Annotated in this window: 21 protein-coding genes; 13 read left to right on the top strand and 8 right to left on the bottom strand. The window is 36.5% G+C overall.

The features are described from left to right. Window positions 1-22 precede the first annotated feature (22 nt). Together A3H37_03535 and A3H37_03530 are read left to right on the top strand one after the other, a co-directional pair. Complete coding sequence (locus tag A3H37_03535) at window positions 23-1,399, top strand: glycolate oxidase subunit GlcD (protein ID OGL50894.1); 1,377 nt, start codon at window positions 23-25, stop codon at window positions 1,397-1,399. A gap of 82 nt (window positions 1,400-1,481) precedes the next feature. Then, on the top strand, window positions 1,482-2,039 hold the full coding sequence (locus A3H37_03530) for an elongation factor P (GenBank protein ID OGL50893.1): 558 nt from the start codon (window positions 1,482-1,484) through the stop codon (window positions 2,037-2,039). A 7-nt stretch (window positions 2,040-2,046) separates the two neighbouring features. On the opposite strand, the gene A3H37_03525 is transcribed toward A3H37_03530, so the two are convergent. Both A3H37_03525 and A3H37_03520 read right to left on the bottom strand, forming a co-directional pair. Continuing rightward, the gene (locus tag A3H37_03525; GenBank protein OGL50892.1) at window positions 2,047-3,459 is read right to left on the bottom strand and encodes a hypothetical protein; all 1,413 of its coding nucleotides are present in this window, start codon (window positions 3,457-3,459) and stop codon (window positions 2,047-2,049) included. Then, window positions 3,456-3,704 carry a hypothetical protein gene (locus tag A3H37_03520; GenBank protein ID OGL50891.1) on the bottom strand — a complete coding sequence of 83 codons (249 nt, stop codon included), beginning with the start codon at window positions 3,702-3,704 and terminating at the stop codon, window positions 3,456-3,458. The genes A3H37_03525 and A3H37_03520 overlap by 4 nt, the downstream gene beginning before the upstream one ends. Window positions 3,705-3,994: 290 nt before the next feature. Here A3H37_03520 and A3H37_03515 point away from each other — a divergent pair, with 290 nt between their 5' ends. Beyond that, complete coding sequence (locus A3H37_03515) at window positions 3,995-4,186, top strand: hypothetical protein (GenBank protein OGL50890.1); 192 nt, start codon at window positions 3,995-3,997, stop codon at window positions 4,184-4,186. A 111-nt stretch (window positions 4,187-4,297) separates the two neighbouring features. On the opposite strand, the gene A3H37_03510 is transcribed toward A3H37_03515, so the two are convergent. The 3 genes from A3H37_03510 to A3H37_03500 all read right to left on the bottom strand — a co-directional run bounded on the left by A3H37_03510 (window position 4,298) and on the right by A3H37_03500 (window position 7,513). Beyond that, a complete protein-coding gene (locus A3H37_03510) occupies window positions 4,298-5,368 on the bottom strand; it encodes a hypothetical protein (GenBank protein OGL50889.1) in 1,071 nt (356 codons plus the stop codon). A gap of 115 nt (window positions 5,369-5,483) precedes the next feature. After that, window positions 5,484-5,888: a methylmalonyl-CoA epimerase gene (locus A3H37_03505; GenBank protein OGL50888.1), complete on the bottom strand. Its 405-nt coding sequence runs from the start codon at window positions 5,886-5,888 to the stop codon at window positions 5,484-5,486. Beyond that, the gene (locus A3H37_03500; GenBank protein ID OGL50887.1) at window positions 5,888-7,513 is read right to left on the bottom strand and encodes a methylmalonyl-CoA mutase; all 1,626 of its coding nucleotides are present in this window, start codon (window positions 7,511-7,513) and stop codon (window positions 5,888-5,890) included. The genes A3H37_03505 and A3H37_03500 overlap by 1 nt, the downstream gene beginning before the upstream one ends. A gap of 223 nt (window positions 7,514-7,736) precedes the next feature. On the opposite strand from A3H37_03500, the gene A3H37_03495 reads away from it, so the two are divergent. Then, window positions 7,737-8,462 (top strand): orotidine 5'-phosphate decarboxylase, encoded by a 726-nt coding sequence (locus A3H37_03495; GenBank protein ID OGL50886.1) that lies wholly within the window; start codon window positions 7,737-7,739, stop codon window positions 8,460-8,462. 258 nt (window positions 8,463-8,720) lie between these two features. Here A3H37_03495 and A3H37_03490 read toward each other — a convergent pair whose 3' ends face one another. After that, complete coding sequence (locus tag A3H37_03490) at window positions 8,721-9,266, bottom strand: hypothetical protein (protein ID OGL50885.1); 546 nt, start codon at window positions 9,264-9,266, stop codon at window positions 8,721-8,723. Window positions 9,267-9,460: 194 nt separating this feature from the next. Here A3H37_03490 and A3H37_03485 point away from each other — a divergent pair, with 194 nt between their 5' ends. The 6 genes from A3H37_03485 to A3H37_03460 all read left to right on the top strand — a co-directional run bounded on the left by A3H37_03485 (window position 9,461) and on the right by A3H37_03460 (window position 16,638). After that, window positions 9,461-11,491, top strand: coding sequence for a formate dehydrogenase subunit alpha (locus A3H37_03485; GenBank protein OGL50884.1), 2,031 nt, complete (start codon window positions 9,461-9,463; stop codon window positions 11,489-11,491). 7 nt (window positions 11,492-11,498) lie between these two features. After that, window positions 11,499-12,554: a hypothetical protein gene (locus tag A3H37_03480; protein ID OGL50883.1), complete on the top strand. Its 1,056-nt coding sequence runs from the start codon at window positions 11,499-11,501 to the stop codon at window positions 12,552-12,554. A gap of 38 nt (window positions 12,555-12,592) precedes the next feature. Continuing rightward, on the top strand, window positions 12,593-13,408 hold the full coding sequence (locus A3H37_03475; GenBank protein ID OGL50945.1) for a hypothetical protein: 816 nt from the start codon (window positions 12,593-12,595) through the stop codon (window positions 13,406-13,408). A 77-nt stretch (window positions 13,409-13,485) separates the two neighbouring features. Beyond that, complete coding sequence (locus A3H37_03470) at window positions 13,486-14,118, top strand: hypothetical protein (GenBank protein ID OGL50882.1); 633 nt, start codon at window positions 13,486-13,488, stop codon at window positions 14,116-14,118. Between the two features lie 66 nt (window positions 14,119-14,184). After that, window positions 14,185-15,078 carry a hypothetical protein gene (locus tag A3H37_03465; protein OGL50881.1) on the top strand — a complete coding sequence of 298 codons (894 nt, stop codon included), beginning with the start codon at window positions 14,185-14,187 and terminating at the stop codon, window positions 15,076-15,078. A 9-nt stretch (window positions 15,079-15,087) separates the two neighbouring features. Then, complete coding sequence (locus A3H37_03460; GenBank protein OGL50880.1) at window positions 15,088-16,638, top strand: hypothetical protein; 1,551 nt, start codon at window positions 15,088-15,090, stop codon at window positions 16,636-16,638. 133 nt (window positions 16,639-16,771) lie between these two features. Here the strand turns inward: A3H37_03460 and A3H37_03455 are convergent, their stop codons facing one another. Beyond that, window positions 16,772-17,098, bottom strand: coding sequence for a hypothetical protein (locus tag A3H37_03455; protein OGL50879.1), 327 nt, complete (start codon window positions 17,096-17,098; stop codon window positions 16,772-16,774). A 198-nt stretch (window positions 17,099-17,296) separates the two neighbouring features. On the opposite strand from A3H37_03455, the gene A3H37_03450 reads away from it, so the two are divergent. The 3 genes from A3H37_03450 to A3H37_03440 are packed head-to-tail and all read left to right on the top strand — an operon-like array spanning window position 17,297 to window position 19,725. Next, window positions 17,297-17,485, top strand: a complete 189-nt coding sequence (locus A3H37_03450; protein ID OGL50878.1) for a hypothetical protein — start codon at window positions 17,297-17,299, stop codon at window positions 17,483-17,485. Further along, complete coding sequence (locus tag A3H37_03445) at window positions 17,482-17,907, top strand: hypothetical protein (protein OGL50877.1); 426 nt, start codon at window positions 17,482-17,484, stop codon at window positions 17,905-17,907. Before A3H37_03450 ends, A3H37_03445 begins: the two co-directional genes overlap by 4 nt. A gap of 45 nt (window positions 17,908-17,952) precedes the next feature. After that, entirely contained in the window at window positions 17,953-19,725 is a 1,773-nt protein-coding gene (locus A3H37_03440; protein OGL50876.1) for a proline--tRNA ligase, read from the top strand. A 13-nt stretch (window positions 19,726-19,738) separates the two neighbouring features. Here the strand turns inward: A3H37_03440 and A3H37_03435 are convergent, their stop codons facing one another. Next, a complete protein-coding gene (locus A3H37_03435; protein OGL50875.1) occupies window positions 19,739-20,479 on the bottom strand; it encodes a hypothetical protein in 741 nt (246 codons plus the stop codon). Window positions 20,480-20,599 lie beyond the last annotated feature (120 nt).

Genomic DNA, 20,599 nt, shown 5'->3' with positions numbered 1-20,599 from the left:
TTCCTTGAACCCTATTTAACTTATGATTACACCAAAAATCTTAAAAGAGATAGAATCAATTGTTGGCAAGGACGATTTGCTGACAGAGAAGGAAGACAGAATCTGTTATTCCTATGATGCAACAAACCTGAAATTCCTGCCTGAGGCAATTATTTTCCCTCAAAACACAGAAGAGATATCCAGAATATTAAAAATTGCTAACAGGGAAAAGATTCCTGTTTTTCCCCGTGGCGCTGGCTCAGGTTTTTCTGGTGGGAGTCTGCCAGTAAATGGTGGAGTTGTTCTTGCCACATCGAAAATGGACAGGATTTTAGAGCTTGATGAAGAGAATTTGACTGTTGATGTTGAACCTGGTGTTGTTACTGAAAAACTCCAGAAGTTTGTTGAAGCAAAAGGGCTTTTTTATCCTCCTGACCCTGCAAGCCTTAAATTTTCAACAATCGGTGGCAATATTGCAGAGTGCTCAGGTGGACCAAGGGCACTCAAATACGGAGTAACACGGGATTATGTCCTAGGTCTTGAAATAGTATTACCTACAGGAGAAATAATGTCAACAGGTGCGAAGACTGCAAAAAGCGTTGTCGGATATGACCTGACAAGGCTTATGGTTGGTTCAGAGGGAACTCTTGGCATAATAACAAAGGCAACCCTCAGGCTTATCCCGTTGCCTGAAGAGAAAAATACTTTGCTTGTTCTTTTTAAAAAAATTGAAGCAGCAGCATTAGCTGTTACAAATATCATTAAGTCTAGAGTAATCCCTTCAACGCTGGAGTTTATGGATTCTTTGTCAATCAAATGTGTTGAGGATTATCTGGGTTTGGGTTTGCCAGAGGAGGCAGGGGCATTGCTTTTGATTGAAATTGATGGTTTCAGGGGGTCTGTTGAGATTCAGGGAAATAAAATTGCTGAAATCTGCAAAACCCTAAATCCAGTCTATATAAAAATTGCAGTTGATTTGAAAGAACAGGAAAATCTGTGGCAGGCAAGAAGGACAGTTTCTCCTGCAATAGCAAAACTTTCTCCGACAAAAGTTAATGAAGATATTACGGTTCCAAGAAATAAAATTCCTGAAATGCTGGAAAGGATTCAGAAGATTGCTGATGATTTCAAACTGAAGATTGTATGTTTTGGCCATGCTGGTGATGGGAATATACACGTAAATATTATGACAGACAGGGGAAATAAGGAAGAAATGGAATGTGTTGAAGAGGCTGTAAAAAGACTTTTTTTTGAAACCCTTGAGATTGGAGGGACAATTTCAGGAGAGCATGGAATAGGATTAACAAAGGCGCCGTATCTTAAAATGGAGATCGGAGATATTGGATATGAAACAATGAAAAAAATTAAAAACCTTATTGACCCCAACAATATCTTAAATCCGGGGAAGATGTTTTTGTGATTTTTAAAAGTAATAGATTTAAACGCTCTTGGCAATAATCCGTACTTCTGTTTAAAGACATAAAAATTTATTGGAGGAAATGATGTTATCAACTACAGATTTCAGAAAAGGACTGAAGCTGAAGCTTGAAAAAGAAATTTATATAATTGTTGATTTTCAGCATGCAAGAACTGCTCAAAGGAGGGCTTTTGTAAGGACTAAAATGAAAAATCTCAAAACAGGAGCAGTTCTTGAGAGAACCTTCAGCGCAGGTGAGAATTTTGAAGAGCCGGATTTTGAAGAAAAAGTGATGCAATTCCTGTATTCTAATGAAAACGGTTTTGTTTTTATGGATACAAATAACTATGAACAGATTACAATAACTGCTGAGCAGCTGGGAGAAAACAGATGGTACTTGCAGGAAAATGTGGATTTTAAGATTTTGTTTTTTGAGGGAAACCCTTTGAGCCTTGACCTCCCTTCTGCTGTTACGCTAAAGGTTGTTTCCACAGAGCCAGCAGTCAGAGGGGATACTGTTACAGGAGCAACAAAGCCTGCAACACTGGAGACAGGACTTGTTGTTAAGGTACCATTATTTGTTCGGGAAGGGTCTATGATAAAGGTTGATACGAGGACTGGAGAGTATCTTGAGAGGGCATGATATAGAGTCACACCTTGTATTTTTCTTTTAAATAGGTTTCAAAAATTTTCTGAAAATCATCCTGATAAAGGTTAAAGGCAGAAATAATTCCATTTTCAAAAGATTCTCCTCCTTTGACTTTTGCTATTAATTCCTTCAAAGAAGAGAATCCGTATTTATTTATAATTAAATCAACTGCTGCAAGACTTAAGGCATAGGCAAGAGGAATATTATTTTTCTCGATATTCTGGAAAGGAAGGTAAAGGGCTTCAAGTTTAATGAACTTACCGGACCTTGTCATATTCCGTAACAAGCCAGCATCAACTGTATTGAGTCTGCTTGATTCGTAAAGACACAGACCTTCTACAAACCATGCAGGACATCTCCCGTTTGTATAATCTGATATCATGAATTTTGTGTAAGAATAAGTTATTGCTTTTTTCATTGGCTCAGTAGATTTCTTAAAACCTGATACAGGGATTTTTATTTTATCCTTATCAATAACTATATTTTTATTTGGGCTCTGGTCCTGAAGATTAAACATTGTATTAAAATCGAGAAAAATATTTATCTTAACAGACGAAGAAATGTTTAAATATTTTTCTGTTTTTTCATAGGATTCCTGAAGCATGGTTAGGATAATATCCTTGGTAAAGCTATTTCCAGTGCCGATTGAATTAAATTGAAAATTATTAACGCCTTTTCCCAATAAATTATCATCAACCCCTATATCTATTCTGACTTTTCTTAATGCTGTTTCGCTTTTTATATCTCCGGGGTCTAATTCCAGTGCTTTTCTCCAGCAAATTGTGGCTTTTTCTTCATCACCTTTTTGATAATAAATCTGACCGAGATTGTAATAAACCTTGGCACTTCCCGGGTAGAGCTCTAAAGTTTTTCCCAAGGTGTAAAGTGCCTTATCAGGGTCTCCTTTAAGGATATAGACATTAGAAATACCCAAAAGGGGCTGAGAACTATTTAAAATGTTAAAAGATTTCTCAAAAAACTCGATTGCTTTATCATAATTTCTTCCTTCTGTTTCCTTCATTCCAAGAAGGTTGTATATTTGGCTTGTCATGCTTTTTGCCTCCGGAGCATTTTTTATTTTTAATGCCTTTTCAAAACTATTTGTAGCATCTTCAAGTTTTCCCATTTGGTATAAAGCAGCACCTTTTTGATAAAAATATTCATATTCAGCAACTCTCTCCAAGTCCTTGTTCTTATTATCAGCAGATTTTAAGTTATTTTTGCCTTTTTGTGGTTTGTCAATAAGCGTTTGTACTGCTTTCAGGCGAAGCGAATATTCTTTATTGTAAGTTTTTTCTTTCATATGGCTTATGAGGAAAAATCTTATCGGGAATGAGAGTAGAAGCAGAAGAATAGAAAAGTAAAGGATTAAATGTTTTTTTGAGGGTAAATATCTGTCTTTTAGAAACTTCATTGAATTCTTATTCCCAAGAACTTCAATATAAAAAATGCAATTAATGTTATTGATATAAGGATTGCCACATCCAACGGATATCCGAAAATAAAATTTTTTAAAGGATTCCAGAAGGTATAAAAGTAAACTTGAATTCTGGAAATATTTGTTTCATCAATCAGCAAAAGTTCAAAATAAGCAAGGATTGCCGAGAAGAAGAATAACGCTAATATGCAAAATCCGAATTCTTTAGAAACTCTCATCATGTAATCCTCATAAATCACATAAATATTATCGCTCTAAAATATTAAAACCTTTTTAATTGAAATCCAGAGCTATAAATAGTGGTCCGGATAACATAGTATTGACATAAGAATATAACAGGAATTTTTAGAAATAGCAAAATTTTTATTGACATAGAAAATTTTAAATATATAGTATCTTGAAATTGTTGTTGACCATATTGAAAAGTAATTACTTGCGAAGTTTTAAGTCATTAAGAGAAATGGTCAAAAATAGAAAAAACTTTATTTAAAAAAAAGGGGGTGAATAAATAATGAAAAAAATTACAGCTCTTTTTCTAATACTTTTGTTGCCAGTAGTTTTCACTCTGACCTACGGCTGCCAGAAAAAAGAGGAACCAGTGGCTACAGAGGAAGCGGTTCCAGTTGAGCAGACACCAGCAGAACCTGAAGCACCAGCAGCACCTGAAGCACCAGCAGCACCTGAAGCACCAGCAGCACCTTGAAGCACCAGTCGGGAAGTAAAATAGAAAGGAGATGTCGTATTTCTGTTTTATTTCTTAGTTAAAAGATAGATTTAATCCCGTTCTTGTAACTTCAAGAACGGGATTTTCTTTTCAGAGGTAGTCTTTCAGGTTCATTTTTTCAAGAGCAGAAATAATCTTTTTCACATCTTGGTCTCTTTTTCTGTGGCAGACAAAGACAGCATTTCCTGCCTGCACTATTATTAAATCTTTGACCCCAAGAGTAGCTATAATATGATTTGTGCTGAAAACTATAGAATCATTTGTATCAATTAATATATTTTTCCCTACGGAAATATTATTTGTTGAATCCTTTTTTAAAATTTCTTCAAGAGAATTCCAGTTACCAATATCTTTCCAGTGAATTTGTGATGGAATTACTGCAATATTTGATGATTTTTCCATTATACCATAATCTATAGAGATATTACCGAGACTGTTATAAATTTTTTTAATGACCCTATGTTCGCTGGTTTTACCTATGGATTTTTCTATTTCCATGAGCCCGTTAAATAAATTAGGGAGATGTTTTTTGATTTCATTTAAAATCGTTTTTACTTTCCATACAAAAATTCCGCTGTTCCAGAGGTATTTCCCTGTGCGGAGAAACATTTTAGCTGTTTTATGGTCGGGCTTTTCAGTAAATCTTATGACTTTAAATATCCTGCGAGAATTCGTTTTGCCTATTTTATCTCCAAGCTGAATATACCCGTAACCTGTCTCAGGATAAGTTGGTTTGAATCCTATGGTAAAGAGACAATCCATCTTTCTAAGGGTTTTATCAATTGAAGATAAAAGCTTTCTTAATCCTTCTGGCTCGGTTATGAAATGGTCTGATGGCAAAACCACCATGTTTCCCGAAGGGTCAATTCTATTTATATGCACAGATGCCAGTCCAATGCATGCAGCTGTATTCCTTCCTTCAGGCTCCTTAAGTATGTTTTCTTTAGGAATGTATGGGAGTTGTTTTGAAACTTCCTTTCCGTATTCGATATTTGTAACAATAAAGATTTTTTCTGGTTTTGAAACAGGAAGAATTCTTTCTACAGTTAACTGCAGCATGGTTTTTGTTCCAGTAAGCTTTAAAAGCTGTTTTGGAAGCTTCCCTTTGCTGAGAGGCCAGAATCTTGTACCTTTTCCACCAGCCATTATTGCAATATACATCCCCGTTTTACCCTTTCTGAAAACTTTTTTTTAATTTCATAAATCCTGAATTCTAATATATGAATTTTGAATTTGTTAAGGCCCCCGGATTTAGTATTTAAAATTTTATAACTACCTATTTATTCTTCTCAGTCAGCTCTATTAAAATTCCATTGGTGCTTTTGGGATGGAGAAAAGCAATTAACTTTCCGTGAGCTCCGGTTCTTGGCTCTTTATCTATCAGTTCAACTCCGGAACTCCGGAGCGTTGATAAAGTTTCTCTGAGATTGTCAACCTCAAAACAGATGTGATGTATTCCTTCTCCTTTTTTTTCAATGAATTTTGAAATCGGGCTTTCAGGAGATGTTCCTACAAGAAACTCTATTCTTGTATCTCCAATCTGAAAAAAAACAAGATTTACCATTTGGGATGGAACAGATTCAACATTAGAAGGATTAAGCCTCAGAATATTTTTATAAAACTCCTTTGTGTTTTCAAGGTCTTTAACAGCTATGCCTATATGATTAATTTTATTTAACATCAGAAAACAATATGCTCCTTATACTCTCCGAAAACGGCTCTAAGGACATTTGATATTTCTCCTAAAGTAGCATAATCCTTGACTGCGTCAAATATTACCGGCACTAAATTTTCACTTTTTCTTGCAGCGTCTTCAATCCGTTTAAGTCTGGATTTTACATTTGATGAATCTCTTGTGCTTTTGAGACGGTGGAGTTTTTCCATCTGTTTTTTTTCTGTCTCAGGGTTTACTCTTAAAAGGTTTTGCGGTGGTTCTTCCTTTCGCTGAAATTGATTCAATCCAACAATTATCTGCTCTCTGGTTTCAATCTTTTTCTGGTAAAGATAAGAGCTTTCCTGAATTTCTCTCTGTACAAAGCCTGATTCAATGGCTTTTAACATTCCACCTATGCTATCTATTCTGTCTATATATTCCTGAGCTTTTCTTTCAATTTCAGAAGTAAGATTTTCAATTGCATATGATCCGCCAAGAGGGTCAGCAGTGTTTGTTACTCCGCTTTCATAAGCTATTATCTGCTGGGTTCTCAGAGCAATTCTCACAGATTCTTCTGAGGGAAGAGCTAATGCTTCATCTCTTGAGTTGGTGTGGAGTGACTGGGTTCCTCCGAGTACTGCGGCAAGAGCCTGAAGTGTTACCCTTACAATATTTGTGTCAGGTTGCTGGGCGGTCAGGGTGCATCCTGCTGTTTGGGTATGAAATCGCAGCATGCATGAGGATGGGTTCTGTGCCGCGAATCGTTCCTTCATTATCTTTGCCCATAGCCTTCTGGCTGCTCTAAATTTGGCAATTTCCTCAAGAAAATTATTATGCACATTAAAAAAGAACGAAATACGCTTGGTAAAATCATCAACCTTAAGCCCCGCATTTAAAGCAGCTTCTACATATGCTATACCATCGGCAAGGGTAAAGGCAATTTCCTGCACTGCAGAAGAGCCAGCTTCTCTTATATGATATCCACTGATGCTTATTGTGTTAAACCTTGGAAGGTTATCCTTGCAGAAGGCAAAAATATCAGTGATAATCCTCATTGATGGTTTTGGAGGGAAAATATATGTCCCTCTGGCAAAATATTCCTTTAGGATGTCATTCTGAATTGTTCCTGATATGGTTTTTACTTCAACTTTCTGTTTTTCAGCAACAGCCATATACATTGTCAGAAGTATTATTGCTGTAGAATTGATGGTCATTGAAGTGCTGACTCTGTCAAGCGGTATTTTATTAAAAAGAATTTCCATATCCTCGAGAGAATCTATTGCAACGCCTACTTTTCCAATTTCTCCTGTTGCATATGGATGGTCTGAGTCATAGCCCATTTGTGTTGGAAGGTCGAAAGCAACACTCAAGCCTGTCTGTCCCTGTTCCAGAAGATATCTGTACCTGATATTAGATTCTTCTGCTGTCCCAAATCCGGCATACTGACGCATTGTCCAAAGCCTTTCCCTGTACATTGTTGGCTGAACCCCTCTTGTGAATGGGTAATGACCAGGGTAGCTGAGGTCTTTTTCGTATTGAAGCTTGCTCAGGTCTGAAGGTGTATAAAGCAGTTTGACAGGGATACGGGAAGTAGTTTCAATCACTTCATCAAGAGGTTCGTTTTCTTTATCTCTGGTATTTTTCTCTTTCATTTTTTATTATCTTTCATGATTTTTTAATTTTAGGTGTTTGCTGCAAAAACAGCGGAATATTTTTATAATAAGAAATCTGTTCAGTCAAGGGTTAAAACTTAAATTATGTCAAGTGACTTACCTGATAAAATATTTTCAAATTCCTTTGACTTTAAATATCAGGATAATATAAATAATTAATTAGTTTTAATATCAAAATTGAAATAAAATATAAACACATTAAATGAACGCCAAAAATAAACTTATATTTGCCTTGGATGTAGAAAGTCTTAAAGAGGCCGAGGAATGGGTCTTAAGGCTTAAGGATTATGTTGGTATTTTTAAAGTCGGGAAAGAGCTTTTCACCAAATGCGGGCCAAAGGTTGTTGAAAAGATATTGGGTCATGGAGCAAAGGTTTTTCTGGATTTGAAATTCCACGACATACCGACTACAGTTGCAAAAGCAGGGATTCAGGCAGCAAGGCTCGGTGTTTCCATTTTTAATGTTCATGCCCTTGGCGGGAGAGAAATGATGAAGAGGGTGGTTAAAGATGTTGGAAATGTATGTGAGAAAGAGAAAATAACATATCCTTTGATTATTGCTGTAACCATACTTACAAGTTTGAGCAATGAAGAGCTTAAGGAATTGGGAATCATCAACCCGGTTCTTGATGAGGTAACAGTCCTTGCAAAGATTGCAAAAGATTCAGGTCTTGGCGGTGTTGTCTGCTCTCCAAAGGAAATCTCTATTATAAAGAATGAGTGTGGCAGAAATTTTAAAGTTATTACTCCGGGAATCAGAGGGAAAAATTTTCCTCCTGATGACCAGAAAAGAACTGCAACCGCTTCAGAAGCTGTTATTTCAGGCTCAGATTTCATTGTTGTAGGAAGACCAATACGAAATGCGTCTGATCCAGCCAGAGCAGCAAGGGAAATTTTGGAGGAGATAGAATCTGTTCAGACTGGATAGATTGAAATTCTCAAATATCAGATTGAGAAGATATTAAATCAGAACAGTCAGAATCATTGCGCTTAAAATTATAAACAGGCACCCTGCTGTTAAGATTTGGGCAAGAAAAACAATAAGGGTCACTTGTTTGAATTTGTTTTCATTAAATGTGTTTTTGATGCCCATAGAAAATTTTGTTTGCGATTTAAGAACAAAAATTCTTTCGGACTGTAATCAGGTATGGTTTAGAGGATTGTTATTAAGAGAGGTGATGCTTGGTTACTTTTGTAACAGTTTATTGAATACGGCTTCAGCTTTCTGGGCTGATAGTTCAGCTTTGCCGGCAGCCTCCTCAGCTTTTATAGCTGCATCTTCTGACTGAGAAGCAGAATTCTCAGCCCTTGCAGCTGATGTTCTTGCCCTTGCGGCAAATTTTTTGGCATTATCAGTAATTGCTTCTTCTGCAGAAGCAAGGTTTTCAGCATTCTGAGCAACTTTTTCTGGTTTTTCAGTCTGACTTTTGGTCTCAAGGTAAAGTGATTTAAGCTTCTCATATGATTCAAAATTGTCTTCCGAATCCATGGAAACCAGACTCTTGCTTAATTCTTCATGTCCTGATATATCTTTAAGAAAAGGAAGCGAGAACAGCCAGTGTCCCGGTTTAACAATTAGTTTTTCCAATGTATACCCAAAGGGATATAAGGAATATGCCATAAGTTTCCAAGAAACAAAAGCCTCATTTCTGTCATATTCATCCGCGCTTGCAAAAAGAGGTTGGAAAATAAGAATGGAAATGAATAATAATGTAATAATTATTTTTTGCATATCATGCTATCCTTTTACTAATATAAATAAACCCCATGACATACTTTTGTCAAGGGAATTGTAAAAAATGAGAGTCTATTGAAAAAATATTGACCAAAACAAGAAAACAATTGGGATGTTGAAGAAAAATAATAAAGGATAATATTTTGTTAGAGAGATTTTTGGTATGATCAAAAAAGAAAAATAGATTTTTTATGAAAAGAGTTCCTACTATATGTGTTTATTGTGGATGTGGGTGTGGCATGTTTTTGAATGTTGAAGGCGACCATGTAATCGGAGTTACGCCGCAGCGCTCCCATTATGTAACCAAAGGCACTTTGTGCGCAAAGGGATGGACTATCCCTGAGCTTTTAAGGGGACATGGAAGGCTTGCAAGCCCGCTCATAAAAAAAGAGGATAAGTTCAGAAAAATCTCATGGGAAACGGCGCTTGATGAAATTGTAAGCAGATTTAAAAAACTGATAATTAAGTACGGTCCTGAAAGCATAGGGATATTTTCTTCAGCAAAAGCTACCAATGAGGAGAATTATCTGATGATGAAATTTGCAAGGGGAGCGATAGGCACCAACAATATAGACCACTGCGCAAGGCTATGCCACTCATCAACTGTTACAGGGCTTGTAAAGGCTTTTGGGTCTGGTGCAATGACAAACAGCCAGAACGAAATAGAGGATGCTAAAGCGATACTTCTGACAGGTTCGAATCCGACAGAGCAGCATCCAATGGTTGGTGCGAAAATAAGGAGGGCAGTTGAAAAAGGAACAAAGCTGATAGTGGTTGACCCGCGAAGGATTCCTTTAAGCAGGTTTGCTTATCTTTATCTCGGGCAGAAACCCGGAACAGATGTTGCATGGATAAACGGTATGATAAAGATAATAGTTGATGAGGGATGGGTTAACGAAGATTTTATAAAGAGCAGGACTGAGAACTATGAGGGGCTGGTTTCTGCAGTAAAAAAATATACTCCTTCAGAGGTTAAAAAGATAACAGGCATTCCTGAAAGGCTTCTGTACCAGGCAGCAGAGGCTTATGCAAAATCGGAAACCGGAATGATTGTTTACGGTATGGGAATTACCCAGCATATAACAGGAACTGACAATGTTACAGGGCTTGCCAATTTAGCTATGGTAACCGGACACATTGGAAAACAATTTACAGGAGTAAACCCATTACGGGGACATAACAATGTGCAGGGTGCATGTGATATGGGAGCACTTCCAAATTTTCTTACTGGGTACCAAAAAGTCAATATCAAAGAAGTAAGAGAAAAATTTGAAAAGGCATGGGGAGTAAAGATTCCTGATACTCCGGGAATGACCATTACAGAAATGATTGATGGCGCCGGCAGTGGAAAGATTAAAGGGCTGATTATAATGGGAGAGAATCCACTACTTTCAGACCCTCATATCAATCACGTTAAAGAATCGCTCAAGAAACTTGAATTCCTTGTTGTTATCGAATTGTTTATGACTGAAACTGCTGAGATAGCAGATGTGGTTTTGCCATCTGCAAGTTTTGCTGAAAAAGACGGAACTTTTACAAATACTGACAGGGCTGTTCAGAGAATAAGGCAAGCTGTGCCTGAATTTGGAGAAAGCCTTCCTGACTGGAAAATAATAAGTGAGTTAAGCAAAAGATTCGGGCTAAAAATGGACTACAGATGTCCTGAAGAAGTTATGGACGAGATAGCTTCACTTACGCCTATTTATGGTGGCATTAATTACAAAAGACTTGAAAAGGAAAAATATCTCCAATGGCCCTGTGCTGACAAAAATTCTAAAGGAACATCATATCTGCATGAAAAAGAATTCCCAAGGGGGAAGGGGTATTTCAATCCAGTTGAGTTTACTGAGCCTGATGAGGTTCCTGATAAGGAATTCCCGATGGTGCTTACAACAGGAAGGATTTATTATCACTGGCATACTGGCACAATGACAAGAAAGGTTGGAACGCTTGAAAGGGAAGTTTCTGAAGGATTTGTAGAGATAAATCCATTTGATGCGGGAAAGAGAAAAATCAAGAACAGTGAGAATGTGAAGATAATATCAAGGAGGGGAGAGCTTGTTACAAAAGCGCTTGTGACTGAAAGGGTTCCTGAAGGGGTTGTGTTTATTCCATTCCATTTTGCTGAGGCAGCTGCAAATCTTTTAACAAACCCTGCAGTTGACAGGGAGGCTAAGATACCAGAGTTTAAGGTCTGCAGTGTAAAGATTGAGAAAATGTAGAAACATTATGAAGTTGCAGATAAAAAAAATATCAAGAGAGAATTTATTTAAACTCATTGATTCACTGTGCAGTGAATTTGAAGTGATAGCTCCTGTAAAGACAGGAGGGGATATATTTTTTAACCATATAAAAAACTCCTCTGATATCACCCTTGATTACATAAATGCTGTTGAGTCTCCAAAAAGATTTTTTTTCCCGCAGATAGAGCTGATGTTCAAGATGGATTTGAATGAATTAAAAACTTTAGTTGATAAGGAAGAGAGGAAAACAAGGAAAAAGCTGATTTTTGGGATAAGAACATGTGATTTGAAAGCTATAAATGGAGTTGACAGGTTTTTTTCTGGAGAAAGAACAGACTCCTACTATCAGAAACTCAGGCAGAACACAGTAGTTGTTAATTTTCTTTGTAATGAATGTGCTCCCGAGTGTTTCTGCACAGCCATTCCCGGAGAGACGCTTTATTGTGATGGCTATGATTTACGGCTTTCAGGCTTGGAAGACGGATATCTTATAGAGGCAGAGACTGAAGCGGGAAAAGAAATATTAAAAAAAAACAGGTTACTGTTTAGTGAAACAGAAAAGAGAGATTTCAAGTTAAGAGAAGAGAATGTTAAAATTTTAGAAGAAAAGATAAAAAGAAACAATCCGTTTGCGAAAACAATAGAGAATCTAAGAAAGGGGAAGGTTAGCTCTAAGGCATGGGAGAATATTGCACTAAGCTGTCAGGACTGCGGAGGGTGTTGCTATGTTTGTCCTGTTTGTACCTGTTATAATACAATTGAAGACTTTGAAAATGAATTAATCAAAAGATACAGGTACTGGGATTCATGTCTGTTTTCAGGGTTTTCAAGAATGGTTCACGCATATAACCCTATTCCTACACCTGGCGAAAGATTGAAATACAGATTTATGCACAGGCTAAAATATTTTGAAGAACGGTACAGCAGCGCCGGATGCACCGGGTGTGGTCGGTGTGATGTGGTATGCTTAGGTGATATAGGAACAGGAGCGGTGTTGATGAAAATCAAAAACAAAGAACCAAAATGTAGCCGCAGTCTTTAGCCTGCGATTGATTGTCTGGATTTATGGGATATGAAAAGATGAACAATGAATATCTTCCAATAATAGCAAAAATTGAATCTTTCAAAGAAGAGGCAAGAGATATCAGAACCTTCGTGTTTTCTGTTTCCAATGAGAATTGTTTTGCATATAAGCCCGGGCAGTTTATGATGTTTTCTGTTTTTGGGTATGGTGAGGCTGCATTTGCTTTTTCGTCATTTCCTGCAAGAGATGGAAAGATTGAGGTAACGGTTGCAAAGGTCGGAAAATTAACCACGCAGTTATTCTCAATGAAGCCCGGAGATAAACTTGGTATCCGTGGACCTTTTGGAAACGGTTTTGATATTAATGCACTTAAAAACAGAGACAGTATTATTGTTGCAGGCGGAATGGGAATGGGAGCATTGAAACCATTGGTTGAGGCTTTAATTTTAGAAAGAAAGTCATTTGGGAGAATAGATATCCTGTTTGGAGCAAGGACTCCGCAGGACATGCCATTTAAAGATGACATAAATCTATGGTCAGAGAAAAATGATGTAAATATTGAAACAACTGTTGATTTTCCTGATGAGAACTGGAAAGGGAAAAAGGGGGTAGTTGGATTACTTCTTGATAATTTTAAAATTAATCCTCTTGGTACAACTGCTTTTGTATGCGGTCCCAACGCAATGCTTAGTTCCGTATTCTCCTCCCTGCTCAAAAACGGGCTTGACAAAAGAGATATTATAACTTCTCTTGAGCGTCAGATGAAATGCGGCATTGGATTCTGCGGACACTGCAGAATAGATGATAAATATGTTTGTACGGATGGACCTGTCTTCAGATATGACGAGATTGAATTATTATATAAGCCATAAAGGGCAGGCAGATTAATGTCAAATTACAAAACTCAAAATTCAAGTAAATGTTAAAACTCAATCTGGAGTAATATCAAATGTTAAAAAAAATTATAGCTTTGCTATTTGCAGTATCAGCTTTTTTATCAATTCCTTTTTTATCTTATTCTATTGATGCGACTGTGTTGAAAGAAGATGGTAAAGAATTTTATATTAAAAATGTTATGCTGAACTGGAGTGATGGTTTTTTTACAGAGAAGAATGATTTCTTGTTAAAAAGAAGAAATGAGGGTTGGGATAAAATTTATTTCTCTGTTGTGAAAGAGATTGGTTTTAACAGCAATGAAATAAGCATATTAATGGAAAACGGTGAGATGATAAAAGGGATGAAGAATGATTTTAAATTAAATGGTGAGTTTTTTGGATTTTCTGAGAGCAGAAGAATGATATTTGAAATTAAGGATATAAATAAAATCACTTTTGTTAAGTCTGGCAGTGAGAACGGATTAAAACTTGAAGGTTTCAAGGGTGATATAACTACAGATAAAAGAGAACAAGGTAAAAAGCCTGAAATAAAGGAAACAAAAGAAGAAAAAATTAATATCGAAAGCAGGGATAATAAAAATTCTGAAGAGATAAAAAAATACAAACGCTGCACAATAAATAATACACACATCTATTATGAAAAATCCTGGGAATTCTGCCCTGTTGATGGGGGAAGGCTTGAGTGAGAGTGTATCGTTAGGATTTTTGAATTTGAAGTAAGTGAATAGCGAAAAATGAACAGCAGGGGCGAAATGTATCAAAAAAATATATTCATAAAACTATTAGCAGTTATTTTTTTAATTTTTTCTCTGCCTTGTTCCTTTGCAAAAGAGATAAGCAGAGAACTTAATTATGATGGGCTATTTTCTGAGAAAAATTGGAAAATTGTTGCTGATGGAGTTGAGATTAAGGAAATCGCATTGCATCGTCCTGATTGGTACGGAATCGGATTAAGAAAAGAAGATGTTGAAAAAGAGACAGGGTTCATAGATAGAGTCCAGAAAGTAAATATTAAGATTTTGCGAATTGACCCAAAAAATACCGTACTCCGTCTTGTTTACTGCCATGACTACGGAGAAAAGATGGGGGCTGATATAAGAGACCTTGTGAAAAAGTCAGGTGCTATTGGTGCAGTGACAGGGGGATACTATGACTATGAAAAAGATAAGAAAAGCCTGAAACCTGTCGGGATACTGACTGCTGACGGGCGTGAAATCTCAAAGTGGCTTGCAGGAATAAACGGAGTTTTTCTGGTGAAAAAAGATAGAACAGCAGAAATCATTTACAAGGAAAATTATAAAAAATCTCCTGATATTTTACAGGCAGTTCAGGCGGGTCCTGTGTTGGTTAAAGATGGAGAGATAAGGATAGACAAGCCTTCAGTATTTAATGAATTTAAACTACTCCCTCGTACAGCGATAGGATTGACAAAAGAAAAAAAGATTCTGATGCTTGCAAGCGAAACAGGATTTAACGGCTTGTCTCTCTATGAACTTGCTGAAGTGATGAAAAGATTGGGGTGCAATGACTCTCTGAATCTTGACGGAGGTCCATCAGCGCAGATGTTTTTTGGAAATAAAAATATTGAGCTTTATGTAAAAGGGGCAGGTAAAATCATAAATGCAATTGGAATTTTCCAAAGATAAAGACTATTAATGAAAAAGCCAGCAAAATCTATTATATTAATAATATTTCTTGTAATTCCTTCATTAAACTCCTTCTCGGATAATAATACAAAAATAGACTTCAGGATAGACAGGGCAAGAGAACTTTTGGCTAAGAATGATTTCATCGGGGCTTCAATACTCGCAAAAGAGGTCATTGACACGTCAGATAAGAAGCCTGATATTGCCCTTGCCCATAAAATCAAAGGGGATATTTACGGAGATTTTTTTGAATATTATGAAAAAGCAATAGAGGAGTATAATAAAGCCTTATTCCTTTCTGTTGATAAAAATAATTCAGGAGAAATTTACTTAAAACTTGGTAAAGCTTTTTTTGAAATGCGTGATTACACAAAGTCTCAGGATAAGCTGAAATATTTTCTGATGAATTATCCTGATGCAGAACAAAGAGAAACAGCAGAACTTATTCTTCGGCAGTGTGAAGATTATATCATGGAAATATCATTGGGGAAACAGTCTTTAGAATGGAGAAAAAACTATTCAAATGAAGAGATAAGGGTTGTTTTCAAAAGAGGTAAAAGTTTCAGGATTGGTTCAAAGGAAGGAATTAAAATATTTTATTTTTCAGGAATCAATAATTGTATACCAAAAAGAGAAACAGAAATATCAGTATCAAAGAACGGTATAGTTGTTGATTCAAAAGATTCTCCTTTTCAGCAGATAACCATTGAGCCTGAAAATCGCCATTTGATAACTATAGACGGAAAACATTTGAGAGGGAAGATAACTGCATTAAAGGACAATGATGAGTTACTAATAATAAACAGGCTAAACATAGAGGAATACCTTTATGGCGTACTTCCTAAGGAGGTTAGTCCGAACTGGAATATTGAAGCCCTTAAGGCGCAGGCAATAGCATCGAGAACCTATGCCCTGTTCAGAGCAAAGCTGAGCAGGAATAAACCATTTGACCTTGATGCAACAAAATTTTCACAGGTTTATGGAGGGTTTGACAAAGAGAATAAAACAAGCAACAACGCTGTTGACCTTACAAAAGGCAAAGTTATTACATATAAAGGAAAGTTAATTCTTGCCTATTTTCACTCAAACAGCGGTGGCTTTCTTGAGGATTCAGAGAATGTCTGGGGTATTGATTTGCCATATTTAGATGAGAATAAGGATGAGTTCAGCATAGACTTTCCGGATTATAAATGGTCATATTCTATAAAATTGATAGAACTTGAAAAACTACTTAATGACAACGGAATAAAAGTCAGTAAAATTTTTGAAATAGTTCCTGTAAAAAAGAGTAGATATGGAAGGATTGTCAAGGTTTCAATATCTCATCAAGGAGGCAAACTTGAACTTAACGGCAATACATTTCGCCTGAAAATCGGGCCTTATAATATGAAAAGTACGCTGTGTGAAATCAGGAAAAAGGGAAATCTGGTGGAATTTTCTGGCAGAGGATTCGGTCATGGAGTTGGCATGAGCCAGTGGGGTGCATACAGCATGGCTAAAAAGGGATATTCCTGCAAAGATATCTTGGCATTTTATTACAAAGAAACAGAAATCAGATAGATCTGAGAGTTTTGTAACAGACAGGACAAAAAAATAATTTACCAATTACCTTAGATCTTTCAGCCATTGAGGCAGAAGAAGGAAATGAGCAATTTATTCTCCCCCCAAGGAAAGAGGGTTAGAAGAAATGGAATCAAAATCTTACCACAGGCGGCAAAATCATTGGTGACAGAGTTTCAAGAGGAACTCCTTTTTCAAAGCAGATTTTTGTGCTCGAGTCTTTTACAAGGATAAATTCAGAGAGCCTGAAACGGAAAGAGAACATATTTTTCTCATCATCTTCAGTAAATTTCATATCTTTTTTCTTTGCAATACAATCAAGATAACTTTTAAGCAGAGAAATTACAGCACTTTTTATATTGACCAGATTGCTGTCATCTCCTGAGATTTTCATTCCAATTCCTTTTTCACCTCTAAATTGCCAGTCAATATCCTGCCAGAGGACTCCATATTCTTTCAAGACCTGAGATTTCTCCTTATTTTTTCATTTCTTCTAATTCTTCTTTTGTGTATGGTAGTACATCAAGAGGGATATGTGCATCAAAAAATTTTACTTTTACAGAATTTGATGATTTTTTTAGCATACTGAAATATTTTTCTTTGACAAATTGATGAACATAATATAATAATACATGAACATAAAATGGAGGTGGTAGAAATGCCCTTAAAACATAAACATATAATTCTTGAGCAGGGTTTAATTGAAGAAGCAAAAAAGTATGTTGGAAAAAACACAGATACAGAGGTAATAATTTATGCGCTAAAATATTTAGCTGAGGAAGCTAAGATAAACAAGCTTCTTAAAAAATCAAAAGGAAAAACTAAAATTGAGAAGGTATATAGTTGAAGGTTATCGTAGATACGGATATTTATATTGACTATTTCAATAAAGGAACTCATGAGGAAATATTTTTAAGAGATGGATATTTTAAATATCTTGCTCCAATTATAATCACAGAGCTTCTTGCTGGATGTAAAAGAGATGAGGAAAGAAAAATTATAGAAAAATTAAGGTATATCAGCGAGAAGAGTAATAGAATTGTTCTCCATCCTCTTCAGGATTATATAACTGCTGGAAACATCTTGAATACTCTCAAAAGAAAAATGGGTTATGATGTGAAGAAATCTGCTTCGTTGACTAATGATGTATTTATTGCCATATCCGCATGGAAAATTGGAGCAATATTGTTTACAAAGAATGGGAAAGATTTTAAAGCAATACAAAGCTATATTCCCTTTAAGCTTGAGATTGTTGAACAGACAAGTTGATTAGGATTTCCTTTGAAGCTATGGAGTAATTGTAAGGAGAATAAATTGCGCTGGAGTAAATATTTAATACCTACTTTAAAAGAAGAACCGACAGAAGCAGAGGTTGTAAGTCACAAGCTTATGCTCAGAGCCGGAATGATAAGAAAATTGTCATCAGGGATATATAATTTTCTGCCACTTGGTTACAGAGTTATAAAGAAGATAGAGAATATCGTCAGGGAGGAGATGAACAGGGCAGGGGCAATAGAGCTTTTAATGCCTGCGATTCAGCCTGCTGAACTGTGGCAGGAAAGCGGAAGGTGGGAACAGTACGGAAAAGAGCTTCTGCGTATAAAGGACAGGAACAACAGGGATTTTTGTTTTGGTCCTACACATGAAGAGGTTATTACAGACCTTGTAAGGAAAGAGGTCAAATCCTACAGACAGCTTCCTTTAAATCTCTACCAGATTCAGACAAAGTTCAGGGATGAGATAAGACCAAGGTTTGGGGTTATGCGAGCGAGAGAATTTTCAATGAAGGATGCCTACAGCTTTGATGCGGATAATGAGGGGGCTGAAAAAACTTACAGGAAGATGCACGAGGCATATTCAAGAATTTTTGAAAGGTGTGGCTTGAGGTTCAGGGCTGTTGAGGCGGAGACAGGGACTATTGGAGGTTCTTTTTCACACGAGTTCATGGTACTTGCAGATACAGGTGAAGAAATAATTGCAAGCTGTGATAAATGCAGTTATGCGGCAAATATTGAAAGGGCGGAAGTTGGTGAAGAAGAAGGCAAAAGGCAAAAGGCAAAAGGCAAAAGTGAGGAATCAGGAGTAAAGAGTACTGAGGATGAGAAACTTGAAACTCGAAACTTGAAACTCGAAACTCTTAAAATTGTGGAGACACCGGGACTTAAGTCAGTTGAAGAGGTTGCAGGGTTTTTGAAATGTGAAAAAAGTAATCTGGTGAAAACATTAATCTATGTTGCTGATAGTAAGCCTGTTGCTGTTCTTGTAAAAGGGGATTGCGAGGTTAATGACTTCAAGCTTAAGAAAATATTAAACTGCAAAGAGATAAATCTTGCAAGTGATGAAATGGTTAAGAAGGCAACAAAATCTCCCAAGGGATTTGCTGGTCCTGTAGGGCTTTCAGGGATTAGGATTATAGCTGACAGGTCTGTAAAAGGGATGGCGAATTTTGTTACCGGTGCAAATTCCCCTGATAAGCATTATATAAATGTAAATCTTGGCAGGGATTTTAATATAGATACATTTTATGATTTAAGGAATACAAGAGAGAATGATCCCTGTCCGAGGTGTCATGGAAAATTAATTTTTACCAGAGGGATAGAGGTAGGGCATATTTTTAAGCTTGGAACAAAGTACAGCGAGAGCTTAAAAGCTATATTTCTTGATTCAGAGGGAAAAGAGTGTTTGATGATAATGGGCTGTTACGGCATAGGAGTGAGCAGGACAATGGCTGCTGCAATTGAGCAGAACCACGATACTGATGGGATCATCTGGCCCCTTCCGATAGCGCCGTTTAAGGTTATAATCCTGCCTCTTAATATGAACCACAAGGAAACAGTTGAGGTTTCTGAGAAGATTTATAATGAGTTTTTAGAAAAAGGGGTGGATGTCCTTATTGATGACAGAGATGACAGGCCTGGTGTGAAGTTTAAGGATTCTGACCTCATAGGTATTCCTATCAGGGTTACCGTAGGTGAGAAGGTTTTAAAAGAAGGAAAACTGGAAATCAGGGACAGGAGAAGCAAAGAGGTTAGGAAAATAAGCAAGGATAATATTCTTCAGGAGGTGTTGAAGATAATTTCTACTTAAAGTGGATTGTCAATTATTCTCCTTTTACCTTCTTCTCAATCTGCGTACATATTCCGTGAAGCATATTCAGTTCCCACTCGGCAATGCCGGCTCTTCCGATGAAATGTTTTAAATTCCACATAATCCTCTCTTTTAAATTGTCATCACCTTTTGGAATATATCCAAGAAGGTCAAGGGTGCGTGATATTCTATCAAGAAGAAAATCAAGTTTTTTGTGGTTAACAAGGAGTTTGTCGTGTGTACAGCCTTCGTTCTTGTCTGTGTCTCCTGCCTTTGAGAGTTCATAGGCAACAAGCAGGACTGCCTGTGAGAGATTTAATGAGCGGTGTTCTTTACTGGTTGGAATTGTTAACAGAAACCCACATTCATCTATTTCTTCATTTAAGAGTCCCTTGTTCTCTCTCCCAAAAAGAATTGCAACCTTGTTATTGTTTATAACATCAAATATTTTATTTATTCCTTCGTTAACAGGAAAAATTATCCCGCGGGCTTTACCAAGCCTTCTTGTTGTTCCTAAAATAATTGATTTATCGCTGATTGCATCAGAAAGTGATTTATGAATTTTTGCTGATTCCAGAATATCAAGGGCATTATATGCAAAGAGTTTTGCTTCTTTTGTCATTAAAAAAGGAGGGTTCACAAGGCAGAGATTTTTAAAGCCCATATTCTTTATTGCGCGGGCAGAGGCACCTATGTTTCCCGGTTCGATAGGCTCAACAAGAATAAAATAAATATTATCTTTCCAGCTTTCCATATTCACTCTTTAAGCAAAGAATAATCCAAAAATCAATTTCTTATTAAAGAATTTGTGATTTGACACGTAATTCTTAAATGCTATAATAAAAAATTAAGGATTTATTGAGATTAAAATTTA

This window comes from Candidatus Schekmanbacteria bacterium RIFCSPLOWO2_02_FULL_38_14 (assembly GCA_001790855.1).
Classification (GTDB): Bacteria; Schekmanbacteria; GWA2-38-11; order GWA2-38-11; family GWA2-38-11; genus 2-02-FULL-38-14-A.
Note: the sequence above shows the minus strand (reverse complement) of the source record. Positions and strands in the feature narration are given on the sequence as shown.